Annotated in this window: 10 protein-coding genes; 5 read left to right on the plus strand and 5 right to left on the minus strand. The window is 69.2% G+C overall.

The annotated features are described in order from the left end of the window. Window positions 1–158: 158 nt before the first annotated feature. Window positions 159–662, minus strand: a complete 504-nt coding sequence (locus tag D3869_RS30800) for a hypothetical protein (RefSeq protein WP_137143412.1) — start codon at window positions 660–662, stop codon at window positions 159–161. 398 nt (window positions 663–1,060) lie between these two features. Here D3869_RS30800 and D3869_RS30805 point away from each other — a divergent pair, with 398 nt between their 5' ends. The 5 genes from D3869_RS30805 to D3869_RS30825 all read left to right on the plus strand — a co-directional run bounded on the left by D3869_RS30805 (window position 1,061) and on the right by D3869_RS30825 (window position 10,558). Next, window positions 1,061–2,218: an efflux RND transporter periplasmic adaptor subunit gene (locus D3869_RS30805; RefSeq protein ID WP_247896071.1), complete on the plus strand. Its 1,158-nt coding sequence runs from the start codon at window positions 1,061–1,063 to the stop codon at window positions 2,216–2,218. A gap of 14 nt (window positions 2,219–2,232) precedes the next feature. After that, complete coding sequence (locus tag D3869_RS30810) at window positions 2,233–5,484, plus strand: efflux RND transporter permease subunit (RefSeq protein WP_137143414.1); 3,252 nt, start codon at window positions 2,233–2,235, stop codon at window positions 5,482–5,484. Window positions 5,485–5,612: 128 nt separating this feature from the next. Next, window positions 5,613–6,683 (plus strand): HlyD family secretion protein, encoded by a 1,071-nt coding sequence (locus tag D3869_RS30815; protein ID WP_137143415.1) that lies wholly within the window; start codon window positions 5,613–5,615, stop codon window positions 6,681–6,683. Continuing rightward, the gene (rbbA, locus tag D3869_RS30820) at window positions 6,680–9,433 is read left to right on the plus strand and encodes a ribosome-associated ATPase/putative transporter RbbA (RefSeq protein WP_137143416.1); all 2,754 of its coding nucleotides are present in this window, start codon (window positions 6,680–6,682) and stop codon (window positions 9,431–9,433) included. Before D3869_RS30815 ends, rbbA begins: the two co-directional genes overlap by 4 nt. A gap of 3 nt (window positions 9,434–9,436) precedes the next feature. Next, a complete protein-coding gene (locus D3869_RS30825; protein ID WP_137143417.1) occupies window positions 9,437–10,558 on the plus strand; it encodes an ABC transporter permease in 1,122 nt (373 codons plus the stop codon). A gap of 48 nt (window positions 10,559–10,606) precedes the next feature. Here the strand turns inward: D3869_RS30825 and D3869_RS30830 are convergent, their stop codons facing one another. The 4 genes from D3869_RS30830 to D3869_RS30845 form a co-directional block, all read right to left on the minus strand. Next, on the minus strand, window positions 10,607–12,937 hold the full coding sequence (locus tag D3869_RS30830) for a TonB-dependent hemoglobin/transferrin/lactoferrin family receptor (RefSeq protein WP_137143418.1): 2,331 nt from the start codon (window positions 12,935–12,937) through the stop codon (window positions 10,607–10,609). A 108-nt stretch (window positions 12,938–13,045) separates the two neighbouring features. Then, a complete protein-coding gene (gene hutX, locus D3869_RS30835; RefSeq protein WP_175426691.1) occupies window positions 13,046–13,594 on the minus strand; it encodes a heme utilization cystosolic carrier protein HutX in 549 nt (182 codons plus the stop codon). 87 nt (window positions 13,595–13,681) lie between these two features. Then, entirely contained in the window at window positions 13,682–15,148 is a 1,467-nt protein-coding gene (locus D3869_RS30840; protein WP_137143419.1) for a sensor histidine kinase, read from the minus strand. Continuing rightward, the gene (locus tag D3869_RS30845; protein WP_137106813.1) at window positions 15,135–15,803 is read right to left on the minus strand and encodes a response regulator transcription factor; all 669 of its coding nucleotides are present in this window, start codon (window positions 15,801–15,803) and stop codon (window positions 15,135–15,137) included. The genes D3869_RS30840 and D3869_RS30845 overlap by 14 nt, the downstream gene beginning before the upstream one ends. Between the last annotated feature and the right edge of the window lie 7 nt (window positions 15,804–15,810).

Here is a 15,810-nt window from a genome sequence, read left to right on the forward strand (position 1 = left end):
GTGTGGAGCGGTCACGTCGCGTCGTGGACAGGTGGCAGGCTAGGCAGCGTCGCGATTCACCTCAAACGCCAATTTCCGGCAAGGGCGTCGACAAAAAGTACAAGCCCACAGGCGGCTTGGGGGCGTGACGCCGCCCGCGCCGCCATGGGATGTCTTGGTCAGGACAGCGCCTTTTGCAGCTCCTCCTTGCTCATGCGGGAGCGGCCGGGCAGGTTCTGCTGCCTGGCCTTCTCGTAAAGGGCCGCGCGGGTCAATTCCCCGCCGTCCTGGTGCCGGAAGGGAGCCGTCTTGCGGGCCACGTCGTCCGGCTGCCTGGAGAACTGCCGGCCCTTTTTCGTGTCGGCGCGTTTCTTGTCGCTGGTGCGCTGGTAGTCGGTCTTGGACAGGTGCTGGCGGGCTTGCCGGGGCAGGTAGCGTTCCCCGGTTTCCGCGCTCGGCTTGCCGGAGCGGGTGCCCCACTCCTCCTCGGTCCATTGCGTCAGGCTGTTGTCGGCGCTCTTCGGCCCTTCGTAGCCGCCGCCGCGCCGCTTGTACTCCTGGACGGCCAACTGGGCCTTGCGGGCCGACCATTGGCCGGGCTCGCCGCCTTTGTCGCCCTGTTGAATGCTTGCCTTGACCTTTTCCCACAAACCGGGGTCGGAGCGCTCGGCGCGCGATGCCATGGTGGCCTCCTGCCTTCGGTTCAAACCCGACAGCACATGGCGCAGCCATGTGCGAAAGGGTCATACGGCCGGCCGATCATGGAACCGTTGATGCGCCGGCCGTATGACACAGTGCAGGAACAGGTCGACGTCGGGAGTGGTGCCGCGCCCAGGACCGAATCCGCCGTTCCGCGGTCATGCCGCACCATCCGTCCTCGCCTCGCCTCGCCAAATTTGCGAACGGATTTGGTGATGCTCCCCCTTTGCAAGGGGTAGCGATTGCAACCTTCGCGTCCTGTGGTACTTTGGTGATCCATGCAACCATCCTTGCTCCGGAGACGGGAACGGAGGTGGTCATGACGGCGATTGGGACAGGAAGGGCTGCATCCGTTCGTCGGGTGATGGCCGGATTGGCGCTGTTGCTCGCCGCCCTCGCGGCGATCGCCATCCTGTCGATGGCCAGTCCGCCCGGCAAAGCCGCCCGCGCCGCTGAGACCGCCCAGAACGCTCCGCCGCCGGTGACGGTCAGCCCGCCGCTGCGCAAGGAGATTGTCGAGTGGGACGAGTTCACCGGCCAGTTCCAGGCGGTGGACTTCGTTGAGATCCGGGCGCGGGTCAGCGGCTATCTCGACTCCATCGCCTTCCAGGACGGCCAGCTCGTCAAGCAGGGCGACCCTCTGTTCGTCATCGATCCGCGCCCCTTCGAGGCGGCGCTGGCCTCGGCGCGGGCGGAGCAGCAGCAGGCCGAAGCCAAGCTGGACCTGTCGAACCGCCAGCTCGCCCGCGCGTCGGAACTGCGGCGCAGCGACAACGTCGCGGCCAGCGTGTTCGACGAGCGCCAGCAGCAGGTCCGCGTCGACGCCGCCGGGGTGGAGGTGGCGAAGGCCGCCGTCCGGACGGCGGAGCTGAACCTGAACTTCACCCGCATCACCGCCCCGATCGCCGGCCGCATCAGCCGGCGCGAGGTCAGTGTCGGCAACCTCATCGTCGGCGGCGACACCAGCACGACGACCCTGCTGACCACCATCGTCTCGCTCGACCCGATCTACTTCACCTTCGACATGAGCGAAGCCGACTACCTCGCCTACCAGCGGGCGGCGGCGCGCGGCGCGTTGAAGTCGCAGCGCGACGGCGGCATCGAGGTCGAAGGCCGCCTGTTCGACGAGCAGAACTGGCCCCTGAAGGGCACGCTCAACTTCATCGACAATCAGGTGAGCCCCGGCGCCGGCACCATCCGCGCCCGCGCCGTCTTTCCCAACCCGTCGCTGCTGCTGACGCCCGGCCAGTTCGGGCGGCTGCGCCTGCCGGGGTCCGACCGCTACACCGCCACGCTGATTCCCGATCAGGCGGTGGTCAGCGACCAGGCCAACAAGATCGTCCTGACGGTCGGCAACGACGGGACCGTGGTGCCGAAGCCGGTGCGCCTCGGCCCCATCGAGGACGGGTTGCGCGTCGTGCGCTCCGGGCTGGAGGAGACCGACAAGGTCATCATCAACGGCCTCGTCCGGGCCCGGCCGGGCGCCAAGGTGACGCCGCAGGACGGACGGATTGAGCCACCGAAGCCTCCGGCCGGTTGAGCGGAGCCGGGGCCATGAACATTTCGCACTTCTTCATCAACCGGCCGATCTTCGCGGCGGTCCTGTCCATCTTCATCACGCTCATCGGGATCTTCGCCTATCTGACCCTGCCGGTCGCTCAGTATCCGGAGATCGCGCCGCCGACCATCGTGGTCAACGCGACCTACCCCGGCGCGTCGGCGCAGGTGGTCGCCGACACCGTGTCCGCCCCCATCGAGCAGGAGGTCAACGGCGTCGAGGAGATGCTCTACATGTCCTCGCAGGCGACCAGCGACGGGCGCCTCCAGCTCACCATCACCTTCAAGCTGGGCACCGACCTGGACACCGCGCAGGTGCTGGTCCAGAACCGCCTCGCCGTGGCCGAGCCCCGCCTGCCGGAGGACGTGCGGCGCATCGGCGTGACCGTGCGCAAGAACTCGCCCGACATGCTGATGGTGATCCATCTGAACTCGCCGGACGGGACGCGCGACCAGCTCTACATGTCCAACTACGCGCTGCTGCAGATCAAGGACGTGCTGGCGCGGCTGGACGGGGTGGGCGACATCCAGGTGTTCGGCGCCCGCGACTACGCCATGCGCGTCTGGCTCGACCCCGACCGGGTGGCGGCGCGCGGCCTGACCGCCGGCGACGTGGTGCGGGCGATCCAGGCACAGAATGTCCAGGTGTCGGGCGGCGTCATCAACCAGCCGCCGGTGCCGACGCCCGGCGCCTTCCAGCTCAACGTCGAGACGCTGGGCCGCCTGACCGACCCGCGCGAGTTCGGCAACATCATCGTCAAGACCGACGGGGCCGCGGTCACCCGCCTGCGCGACGTGGCGCGGGTCGAGCTGGGGGCGCAGGACTACAATCTGAACGCCTATCTGGACCGCCAGCAGGCGGTGCCTCTGGTCATCTTCCAGAGGCCGGGATCCAACGCGCTGGAAACCGCCGACCGCATCCTGGCGACCATGGCGGACCTGTCCAAGGGCTTCCCCAGCGGCATGCGCTACGACGTGGTCTACAACCCGACGGAGTTCATCGCGCAGTCCGTGGAGGAGGTCTACAAGACGATCTTCGAGGCCGTGGCGCTCGTGGTCGTCGTCGTCATCCTGTTCCTTCAGACGTGGCGCGCCTCCATCGTGCCGATTGCCGCGATCCCGGTCTCGCTGATCGGCACCTTCACGGTGCTGGCGGCGCTGGGCTACTCGCTGAACACGCTGTCGCTGTTCGGGCTGGTGCTGGCCATCGGCATCGTCGTGGACGACGCCATCGTCGTCGTGGAGAATGTTGAGCGGTTCATCCGCCAGGGCATGAAGCCCAAGGACGCCGCGCACGAGACGATGAACGAGGTCGGCGGCGCGCTGATCGCCATCGCCCTGGTGCTCACCGCCGTGTTCATCCCGGCGGCCCTGGTCAGCGGCATCTCCGGCCAGTTCTTCCGCCAGTTCGCCGTGACCATCGCGACCGCCACGGTGATCTCCTGTCTGGTGTCGCTGACCCTCAGCCCGGCGCTGTGCGCGCTGCTGTTCAAGCCGCACGAGGAGCACCCGCCCAAGCCGTCGCCTTTGACGCGCCCGGTCCATGCCTTCTTCCGCGGCTTCAACCGCGGCTTCGACCGCCTGTCCAACGGCTACGCCGGATTGACCGGGCGGCTGGTGCGGCTGCCGGTGATCGTGCTGGCGGTCTATGGGGTGCTGCTCGCCCTGACGGCGTGGCAGTTCAGCCGGGCGCCGACGGGATTCATCCCGAACCAGGACCAGGGCTATCTCATCACGGTGGTGCAGTTGCCCCCAGGCTCGTCGCTGGCCCGCACCGACGAGGTGGTGCGCACCGCGGTCGACACGCTGCTGAAGACGCCGGGGGTGATCCACGCCGTGCCCTTCGCCGGCTTCGACGGCGCCACCTTCACCAACGCGCCGAACGCCGGGGCGATCTTCGTGACGCTCGCCCCCTTCGCGGACCGCATCCCGAAGGGCCAGACCGCGGAGTCCGTGCTGGGCGACCTGAGAACCCGGCTGGGCGCCATCGAGGACGCCTTCATCATCACCATCCCGCCGCCGCCGGTGCGCGGCATCGGCAATTCCGGCGGCTTCAAGATGATGATCGAGGACAAGCGGGGCCGCGGCCTGCCCGCGCTGGAGGAGGCGGTGAACGAGCTGTCCGCTGCTGCGAACCGCATCCCGGGCCTCGTCGGGGTGTTCTCTCTGTTCAACACCAAGACGCCGAAGGTCTTTGCCGACATCGACCGCCAACGCGCGGAGATGCTGGGCGTCACCGCCGATCAGGTGTTCGAGGCGCTGCAAATCTATGTCGGCTCCGCCTTCGTCAACGAGTTCAACCTGCTGGGCCGCACCTACCGGGTGACCGCGCAGGCCGACGGGCGGTTCCGCCAGACCCCGCGCGACATCGCCAACCTGAAGACCCGCAACGCGGAGGGCGATATGGTCCCGATCGGCGCGGTGGCGGAGTTCCGGAACATCACCGGCCCCTACCGCGTCGCCCGCTACAACCTCTATCCGGCGGCGGAGCTTCAGGGGAACACGCTGCCCGGCTTCTCCACCGGCTACGCGCTGGCGGCGATGGAGAAGGCGGCGGCCGACACGCTGCCGGACGGCTTCGGCTTCGAATGGACCGAACTGGCCTATCAGGAGAAGGCGGCGGGCAACACCGGCCTGCTGGTGTTCGGGCTGTCCGTCGTCTTCGTCTTCCTGGTGCTGGCGGCGCAGTACGAGAGCTGGGCAATGCCGCTGTCGGTCATCCTGATCGTGCCGATGTGTCTGCTGGCCTCGGTGACCGGCCTGCTGATGCGCGGGCTGGCGGTGGACATCCTGGCGCAGGTGGGGTTCGTCGTGCTGGTCGGTCTGGCCGCCAAGAACGCCATCCTCATCGTCGAGTTCGCCCGCCAGAACGAGCTGTTCGAGGGCAAGGACCGCTTCGAGGCCGCGGTCGCGGCGGCGCGCACCCGGCTCCGCCCGATCCTGATGACGTCCTTCGCCTTCATCCTGGGCGTCGTGCCGCTGATGATCGCGCAGGGCGCGGGGGCGGAGATGCGCCAGTCGCTGGGCACCGCGGTGTTCATGGGAATGCTGGGGGTCACGCTGTTCGGGCTGATCTTCACCCCGGTGTTCTACACGGTGATCCGCGGCCTGTTCAGCGGGCCACTGGCCGTCAACCAGCATCCCAACCCGAACGCCGAGGCGTCCGACCGAGCCCCGGCCGGAGGGGCGTCGTCGGGCGACTGGGGAAATGCCGGGCACATCCGCGGCGTCCCGGCCAAGGAAGATTGAGTGAAGATCCCGATGCGGCGAAAAGCAGCGCTTTCCACGTCAGGCTGCAAAAGCCGGTGGTGCGGCGCGGGTGGCCTGATAGGCTGAATGCCCGTGAAGGCGTTGCCTGCAGGCGAATGGATTGGTGGATGATGACGAAGCCAAGCCGGTGGCTGCTCAAGGCCGCAGCCGCGCTGTCCGTCCTCGTGGTCCTCTATGGGGTGTGGCTGTTTCTGCGACCCGCGGGTCTGCCCGCCGGCCTGGCCAGCGGCAACGGCCGGATCGAGGCGGTCGAGATCGACATCGCCACGAAAACCGCCGGGCGGGTCGAGGACATCCTGGTCGATGAGGGCGATTTCGTCACGGCCGGGCAGGTGCTCGCCCGCATGGACACCGAGGTGCTCCAGGCCCAGGCCAAACAGGCCGAGGCGCAGAAGCAGCAGGCGGTGATCGGCGTCGAGGCCGCCCGCCATCAGGTGCTCCAGCGCCAGGCCGAACGCCAGTCGGCGCTGTCCCTGGTGGCCCAGCGCGAGGCCGAGCGGGACGTCGCCCAGAAGCAGCTCGCCCGGTCGGAGGAGCTGGAGGCGCGCGGCACGACGTCGCGGCAGGTCCTCGACACCGACCGCGCCCGCTTCGAGAGCGCAAACGCCGCGGTCAGCGCGGCCAAGGCTCAGGTCGCCGCGGCCGACGCCGCCATCGCCACCGCCGAGGCCCAGGTCGTCAACGCCGGGGCGGCGGTCGACGCCGCCGCGGCCACCATCGAGCGCATCCAGGCCGACATCCGGGACAGCACGCTCCGCTCGCCGCGCGACGGCCGGGTGCAGTTCCGGGTGGCGCAGCCGGGCGAGGTGCTCGGTGCCGGCGGCCGGGTGCTGAACATGGTCGATCTCAGCGACGTCTACATGACCTTCTTCCTGCCGACGGAGGCCGCCGGGCGGGTGAGGATCGGCACCGAGGTGCGGATCGCCCTCGACGCCTTTCCGCAGTACGTCGTTCCCGCCAAGGCCACCTTCGTCGCCGACGTCGCCCAGTTCACCCCGAAGACGGTGGAGACGGCCAGCGAACGCCAGAAGCTGATGTTCCGGATCAAGGCGCAGATCCCGCCCCCCTTGCTCAAAAAATACATCCGCGACGTGAAGACCGGCTTGCCGGGGGTGGCCTATGTGCGGATCGATCCGGACACCGAATGGCCGGCCAACCTGCAAAACCTCGTGCCATGAGCGGTGCCGCCGACCGCTCCGCCGCATCACCCGTTGCGCGCCTGCGGGACGTCCGTCTGCGGTACGGGTCGGTCCGGGCGATCGACGGGGTCGGCCTGGACGTCCCGGCGGGGTGCGTCGTGGGGCTGATCGGCCCCGACGGCGTCGGCAAGTCCAGCCTGCTGTCGCTGATGTCGGGGGCGCGCGCCCTGCAGGAGGGGACGGTCGAGGTGCTGGGCGGCAGCATGGCCGAGGCGCGTCACCGCCGCGCCGTTTGCCCGCGCATCGCCTACATGCCGCAGGGCCTCGGCAGGAACCTCTACCCAACGCTGTCGGTCGTCGAGAATCTCGACTTCTTCGGGCGGCTGTTCGGCCAGGGCGGGGCCGAGCGCCAGAGGCGCATCGCCGACCTGACGCGGAGCACCGGCCTCGCGCCGTTCCTCGACCGGCCCGCCGGCAAGCTGTCCGGCGGCATGAAGCAGAAGCTCGGCCTGTGCTGCGCGCTCATCCATGACCCGGATCTGCTGATCCTCGACGAGCCGACCACCGGCGTGGACCCGCTGTCGCGGCGGCAGTTCTGGGAGTTGATCGACCGCATAAGGGCGGACCGCCCCGGCATGAGCGTGGTGGTGGCCACCGCCTACATGGAGGAGGCGGCCCGCTTCGACTGGCTCGTCGCCATGGACGGGGGGCGCGTGCTGGCCACCGGCAGCCCGCGGGAGCTGTTGGACCGCACCGCGACCGCGACGCTGGAGGCGGCCTTCGTCGCGCTGATGCCCGAGGAGAAGCGCCGTGGGCACAGGGCGGTGACGATCGTGCCGCGCACGGGGGACGCGGGCGACATCGCCATCGAGGCGAAGGGCCTGACCATGCGCTTCGGCGATTTCGTGGCGGTCGACCATGTCAGCTTCCGCATCCCGCGCGGCGAGATCTTCGGCTTCCTCGGCTCCAACGGCTGCGGCAAGACGACGACGATGAAGATGCTGACCGGCCTGCTCCCGCCGAGCGAGGGCGAGGCCCGGTTGTTCGGGCAGCCGGTGGACGCCGGCAACATCGCGACGCGCCGGCGCGTCGGCTACATGTCGCAGGCCTTCTCGCTCTATTCGGAACTGACCATCCGGCAGAACCTGGAGCTGCACGCCCGCCTGTTCCAGGTGCCCGAGGACGTCCTTCCCGGCCGGGTGGCGGCGGTGGCGGCGCGCTTCGGCCTTACCGACGCCATGGAGGCGCTGCCGGACCGGCTGCCGCTCGGCCAGCGCCAGCGCCTGTCCCTCGCCGTCGCGATGGTCCATGAGCCCGCCCTGCTGATCCTGGACGAGCCGACGTCGGGCGTCGACCCGATCGCGCGCGACGCCTTCTGGGAGATCATGATCGGGCTGGCGCGCCGCGACCGGGTGACGATCTTCATCTCGACGCATTTCATGAACGAGGCCGAGCGCTGCGACCGCATCTCGTTGATGCACGCCGGCCGCGTGCTGGTCAGCGACACGCCGGCGGCGCTCGTCGCGAAGCGCGGCGCCGCGACGCTGGAGGAGGCCTTCATCGGTTATCTGGAGGAGGCCGTGGCGGAGCGCCGGGAAAGCGACGCGGCGGCGGCCCCCGATGATCCCCGGCAGGCCCCGCCGCCCGCCGCCGCTCCCTCCGGCGAGCGCGCGGAAGACCGCGTCTTCAACCCGCGGCGCATGCTCAGCTACTCGCGTCTGGAGGCGCTGGAGTTGCGGCGCGATCCCATCCGGGCGACGCTCGCCCTGCTCGGCAGCCTCCTGCTGATGGTCATCATGGGCTACGGCATCAACATGGATGTCGAGGACCTGTCCTTCGCCGTCCTGGACCGGGACCAGACGACGGTGAGCCGCGACTACACGCTCAACCTCGCCGGCTCCCGCTATTTCATCGAACGGGCGCCGATCGCCGACTACGAGGATCTCGACCGGCGCATGCGGGCGGGCGACCTTTCCCTGGCGCTGGAAATCCCGCCGGGCTTCGGGCGTGACGTTGCCCGCGGGCGTCCGGTCCAGATCGGGGCGTGGATCGACGGTGCCATGCCGACGCGCGCCGAGACGGTCAACGGCTACGTTCAGGGCATGCACAGCCAGTGGCTGGCCTCCCAAACCAGCGCGCCCGGCCTCGCCACCATCGAGACCCGCTTCCGCTACAATCCGGACGTCGAGAGCCTGAAGGCCATCGTGCCGGCGGTCATCCCGATCCTGCTGCTGCTGATCCCGGCGATGCTGGCCGCGCTCAGCGTCGTGCGCGAGAAGGAACTCGGCTCGATCATCAACCTCTACGTCACGCCGGTCACCAGGCTTGAGTTCCTGCTCGGCAAGCAACTGCCCTATGTCGGGCTGGCCATGCTCAACTTCCTTCTCATGGTGGCGCTGGCGGTCACCGTCTTCGGCGTGCCGCTGACCGGGAACATCCTGGCCCTGTCCACCGGCGCCGTGCTCTACACCGTCGCGGCGACGGCCATGGGGTTGCTGATGTCCAGCTTCATGCGCAGCCAGATCGCCGCCATCTTCGGCACCGCCATCGCGACGCTGATCCCGGCGACGCAGTATTCCGGCATGATTGATCCCGTTGCCTCCCTGGGGGGTGCCGCGGCGCTCATCGGGGAGGTCTACCCGACCACCCATTTCCTGACCATGTCCCGGGGCGTCTTCTCGAAGGCCCTGGGTTTCGGGGATTTGCACGCCGCCTTCGTCGCGCTTCTGGTCGCCGTGCCGGTCCTGATCGGGGCGAGCGCGCTGCTGCTGAAGAAGCAGGAGACCTGAGCGATGCAGGCGTCCAACGTCCTGAACCTCGGCGTCAAGGAGCTGCGCAGCCTCGCCCGCGATCCGATGCTTCTGGTTCTCATCGTCTATTCCTTCACGCTGGCGATCTACACGGCGGCGACCGCCATTCCGGAGACGCTCAACAAGGCGGCGATCGCCATCGTCGACGAGGACCGCTCGCCGCTGTCCGCCCGCATCACCGGCGCCTTCTATCCGCCCTATTTCCTCCCGCCGGTCCTGATCACCCCCGCCGAGATGGACGCCCGCATGGACGCCGGGCTCGACACCTTCGCGCTCGACATTCCGCCCAACTTTCAGCGCGACGTCCTCGCCGGGCGCCGGCCGGCGATCCAGCTCAACGTCGACGCGACCCGGATGACCCAGGCCTTTTCCGGGAGCGGCTACATCCAGCAGATCGTCAGCGGGGAGGTCACCGCCTTCATGCAGCGCTACCGGGGTGAACAGGCCCTGCCGGTCGACCTCGCCCTGCGGGTCCGCTTCAATCCAACAATGAACAAGGGCTGGTTCGGTTCGGTGATCGAGGTCATCAACCAAGTGACGATGCTGTCGATCATCCTGACCGGCGCCGCCCTGATCCGGGAGCGCGAGCACGGCACCATTGAGCATCTGCTGGTGATGCCGGTCACGCCCGCCGAGATCATGGTCGGCAAGATCTGGTCGATGGCGCTGGTCGTGCTCGTCGCCTGCGCCGTCTCGCTGGTCTTCGTCGTCCAGGGGCTGCTGGCGGTTCCCATCGGCGGATCGGTCGCCCTGTTCCTGGCCGGTGCCGCCCTGCACCTGTTCGCCACCACCTCGATGGGAATTTTCCTCGGGACGGTGGCGCGCAGCATGCCGCAGTTCGGCATGCTGATGATCCTGGTGATGGTGCCGCTGCAGATGCTGTCGGGGGGCATGACGCCGCGGGAGAGCATGCCCGCCCTCGTCCAGGACGTGATGCTCGCCGCGCCGACGACGCACTTCGTCGCGCTGGCCCAGGCCATCCTGTACCGCGGCGCCGGCCTCGACGTGGTCTGGCCGCAATTCCTCGCGCTGATCGGGATCGGCGCGGCCTTGTTCAGCCTGTCGCTGGCGCGCTTCCGCAAGGCCATCAGCCGGATGTCGTGAGCCGCGCCGACGGTTGCGGCGCGGCTCACCGGGATCAGGAGCGGACCATCACCATTTCAGCGTGGCGTGCACCAGGAAGGAACGGCCGGCTTCCAGATAGCGGCGGCGGTCGGCCGAGGTCTCGCTGACGCCGACGACGTTGACGTAGTTGTAATAGCCCTGGTTGAACAGGTTGTTGACCGAGGTGCCGAGGCTGATGTTTTCCGTCGGGTTGACGTAGGCGGCCAGATCCACCGTGGTGTAGGCCGGGGCCTTCAGGGAGGTCGGGTTGCTCACGTCGTCCGCCTTCTTCGCCATCACATGGGTGGCGGCGACCTGTGCGCCCCAGAAATCGTCGGCCGCGGTGTAGGACAGGCCGGCGTTGACGGTGAAGGGCGCCACCTCGTCGATGGCGGTGCCGGCGTCGATGTCGAAGCCGCGGGCGAAGGCCGCCGCGCCGAACAGCGCCCAGCCCGGCCGGAACCGCCACTCGCCCTTGCCCTCGGCGCCGAAGATTTCGACCTTCGAGACGTTCTGCGCCTGATAGCGCAGGATGCCGCCGGCGCCGGTGCCGACCGCCTTCTGCAGGATGAAGTCGCTGTAGCGGTTGTAGAAGCTGGAGACCTGGAAGCTCGACCCGTCGCTGAACTTGCCGCGCAGGCCGGCCTCGACGCCGTCGCTGCTCTCCGGCTTCAGGTCGGCGTTGGGCAGCACCTCGTAGCCGTAGGTCGGGTTGGAGAAGCCGAGGTTGGCGTCGTCGTAGGGCGGCGCGCGGAAGCCGTGCGCGTACTGGCCGAACAGCGCGTATTCCTTGGTAAGGTCGTAGGTCGCGCCGAACTTCGGCGACAGGGCCAGCTTGTCCAGCTTTTCCGGCTGGGTGGACGGCCGGGCGGCGAAATAGGCGGCGTCCTTGTCCGGGTCCATCCGGTAATAGTCGAGCCGCAGCGCCGGCACCAGCCGCAGCCGGTCGATGGTGATCTCATCCTGCACATAGGCCGAGGCCATGAGCGTGTCGGTGTTGGGGAAGGTGCGGCTGGGGTAGGTGTCGCCGTTGTAGCTCTTCGCGGTGGCCCCGGTCGCGAGGTTGGTCAGCGTCACGTCGCGCATCCGCTCGGTGCGGATGGAATCGACGCCGAAGCCGTAGGAGATGCTGTTGCGCAGCCCGAACAGTTGGGTGTCGGAGCGCAGGTTGACGGCGGCGCCGACGATCGTCTGCTTGGATTCGTTGCTGGTGGATTCCCGCAGGCCGGTGCCGGCGGTGAACAGCGGGCTGGTGGAGGTGGCGACGCGGGCGTTGCGGGTGCGCTTCTCCTCGCGGTCGAACTGGGTGCCGTAGAGCCGCCAGTCGATGTGGTCGATGAAGCCGATGGGCGCGTCGTGCGAATGCTCCAGGCTGACGCGCCAGCGGGTCGCCGTGTCGTCGGCGGTGGAGCCGGTGAAGGCGCCGCGCGTCATCCGCATCGGCACCATGGAGAAGATGTAGCTGGCGCTGCCGCCGACGTCGTTGCGCAGCGTCGTGTCGGTGCTGCGGTGGAAATACTCGCCGGTCAGCGTCACCTTGTCCGGCCCGTGGTCCCAGACCAGCTTGGCGAGGCCGTTGTTGCCCTCATAGTCCTGCGGGTTGCGGTAGGCCTTGTCCTTGGACTTGTACTCCTCCCCGTCGCGGCGCGTGTAGATGCCGAGCAGGGAGAAGTCGCCGGAGCGCAGCACCCCCGTGCCGGTTTCCGACAGGCTGGAATCGACGCTGTCGTAGGTCGTCTTCAGCGAGACGAAGCTGTCGCGGCCGGGCCGCAGATAGTCGGCCGGGTCCTTGGTCACATAGGTCACCACGCCGCCCAGCGCGTCCGAGCCGTAGAGCGCCGAGGCCGGGCCGCGCACGATCTCCACCTGCTTGACCGAGTCCAGATCGACCACGTCGCGGTTGTAGCCGGCGGAGGGGGCGGCGGAGGCCGGTGATTCCGGAAGCCGCGTGCCGTCGACCTGCATCAGGATGCGGTTGTTGCTGATGCCGCGGATGGTGAAGCCGCCGGCCCCGGCGCGGGACGGGGAGTTGCTGACCGTCACGCCGGGCTCGTAGCGCGGCAGGTCCTGGAGGCGATGGACGCCGCGCTTCTCAAGCTCGTAGTCGGGGATGACCGACACCGTGCCCGTGTTCTCGCCCACGCTGCGCATCCCGCGCTCGCCATAGACCGTCACCGCGTCGAGGATGGTCGGGGGCGGCGCGGTGGTCGCCTGCGCGGTCTGGGTGGCGGTCTGACCAGCAGCCTGCTGAGTCTGCTGCTGCGCTTGGGCGGTGGGGGCCAACAGCGTCAGGGCGGAAGCCGACAGCCACAGCGCCGCGCGCAGGCGGGAGCGGGACGGCCGGAGGGGAGGGCGGTGGGACACGGGTGGCTCGATCATCTCTGTCTCTCTGCACGAGGTGTTTCTGGCGCTTTGTTCGTTTTTGAAATGCGATTGCGTCTTATTCGCAAATGGAGAGCCGAAGCCGCCCAGTGGCCCGGCGCCGGCTCAGTCGGTGCGGCGCTCCGCTCCGCACAGGCGGGCCTTCAGCGCCTCGAACCGCTCCACCTGATCGGGCAGAAGCTGGCGCGCGGCGTCGCGGCCGGCGAAGACCTTGAACATCGCTTCCCCGTCGCCGTTGAAGAAGACGACGGAGGCGCTGTCGGCGCTGCCCATGAAGGGCCGGCGGACGAAGCCGACGGTGCGGCAGCGATCCAGCCGGATGTGGCCGCCGATCGGGCTGCCGCCGGCGAGGTTGTAGAAGCCGCGCCCGAACTGCCCGCGCGGCAGCGGCCCCTTGCATTCCAGGACGAGGTCGGCGCTGTGCACCAGCACGGTGACCGTGCCCCACTCCGCCATGTCCAGCATCGCCGCCTCGGCCGTTTCCCCCGGTGCGAAGGCACGGAAGCCGTCCGGCAGGCATTCGGTGACGGCGAGCAGGCTGACGCCCGTCTCGGCCGCGACCGCCTCCAGCACGCCGTTCGGCGCGGCGGCGAGGCGGTCGCGCAGGGCGGCCAGCGTGTCGGGGGATGGGGCGGTGGAACTGCTGTGCGGCATGGAAGCGGTCCGAAGCGTCGGTTGCGAACTCATTTGAGAATAGTTCGCATTCGCAAATTGGCTCAACGGCGCTTCGCTTAATTTCGCTTAATGGAGAAGGCCGGTGATGGCGCCGGGAACGGCGGGGGCAGTCACCGGGCGGCCCCGGCGTTCCAGCCGGACCACCGCGCGCAGGCCCGGCCCGTTGTCCTCCAGCCGCAGGGCGCCGCCGTGCAGCCGGGCGATGGCGTCCACGATGGCGAGGCCGAGCCCATGGCCGGGCACGCGGTCCGACGGGTCGAGCCGGCAGAAGCGCTGCACGGCGAGCGCGCGCTGGCCGGGCGCCAAGCCCCGGCCGCGGTCGGCCACCACGATCTCGTTCCAGCCGTCGCGCCGCCCGGCCGACAGGTGCAGCGCCTCGCCCGGCGCGTATTTCAGGGCGTTGTCCACCAGATTGGCGATGGTCTGGAACAGCAGCGTGCGGTCGCCGCGCAGATCGAGGTCGCGCTCCACGGCGACGGTGATGACGGTGCCGGAGCCCTCGGCCAGCGGCAGGTAGGATTCGGCCACCTCGTCCAGCAGCGCCTTCGCGTCGAGCGGCTCCACCGCCAGGGTGCAGCGCCCGGTCTCGATTTCGCCCAGCCGCATGATGGCGCGGAACAGGTGCTGGATGCGCCGCGTCTCCTCGATCCCCTCCTCCAACTCGCGGCGCAGGGCGTCGTCGGGGCAGTTCTCGGCGATGGTGACCAGCCGGTTGTGCAGGTGGGTCAACGGCGTGCGCATCTCGTGCGCGATGCTGCTCGACACGCTGGAGACCTCCTCGACCAGCCGGGTCACGCGGTCGAGCGTGCGGTTGATCTCGCGGCCGAGCCGCGCGAACTCGTCGTCCGGGCCGGTGATGGCGACGCGGCGGTCGCGGTCGCCCGCCGCGTAGGAGGTCAGCGCCATGGTGATGGCTGACACCCGGCGCAGCGTGCCCGCGCTGAAACGGATGCCGAAGGCGACGCTGGTCAGCAGGAACACCAGCACGCCGCAGCCCGCCGCCAGCGGCACGGCGCGGAGCTGGTCGAGCATGGGTTGGAGGTCGTAGGCGTTGATGTAGCGCCCGCCGTCGCCCAGCCGCACCACCATCCCGCGGACCTTCCAACCGTCGCCGCGCTGGTCGATGCGGCCGGTCTCGCAGGGGGCCGGACCGCCGCAGGCGACGACGGCGAGCAGGCGCCTGGCCATCGCCTCGTCGCCGTAGAGCACGCGCCCGTCGCGGTCGATCACCATGCGCCGCCGTGTGCCTTCCGGCGCGAAGCGCTCGCGGCGGCGCAGTTCGGCGACCAGAGCGGCGGCGTCGCCGAAGCCGCCGTGCAGGCGTTGCGTTTCCTGGTCGCGCTCCAGCAGGTCGCCAACATGCTCGTTGACCAACTCCACCAGCAGATCGCGGCTCCACAGCACGGCGGCGCCGGCCACCACCAGGAAGACCGCGCCGATGGCCATGGCCTGGCGGAAGCTGCGCGTGTCGAGATGGCGGCGGACTCTCTGGACCCAGGATGGGCCAACGTCGCGCGGCTTAGCCCAGGACATAGCCGATGGCCCGCACGGTCTTCAGAAGCGGCGGGTCGAAATCCTTGTCGATCTTCGCCCGCAGCTTGAAGACATGGACCTCCACCAGATTGGTCGGCGGGTTGAAGCCATAGCCCCAGGCCTTCTCCAGCAGCATGCTGCGGGTCACGGTGCGGCCGGGGTTGCTCATCAGGATGTGCAGGAGCTTGAACTCCTTGTCGGTCAGTTCGATGGGCACGCCGCGCCGGGTCACCTGCCGGCGGGTGACGTCCATCACCAGATCGGCGACCTCCAGAACGTCGCCGGCACCGGCCAGGGCGGCGCGGCGGGTCGCCAGATGCTCCAGCCGGACCAGCAGCTCGGCGAAGTCGAAGGGCTTGCCCAGATAATCGTCGGCCCCGGCGCGCAGCCCGGCCACCCGTTCCGTCGTCTCGTCCAGGGCGGACAGGACCAAAACCGGCGGGTGGCGGGTGCCCTGCAGGCGCCTCAGCACCTCCATGCCGTCCAGCTTGGGCAGCATGCGGTCCAGCACCACCACGTCGAACGCCTCCTCGCGCAGCAGGCGCAGCGCGTCCTCGCCGTCGCCGGCGAAGCGGCAGGAATGGCCGGAGCCGCCGAGCTTGGCCCCGATCCAGTAGCTGACCGCCGCGTCGTCCTCAACGATCAGAACACGCACCGTCTCC

The organism is Azospirillum brasilense (genome assembly GCF_005222205.1).
Lineage (GTDB): Bacteria > Pseudomonadota > Alphaproteobacteria > Azospirillales > Azospirillaceae > Azospirillum > Azospirillum brasilense_G.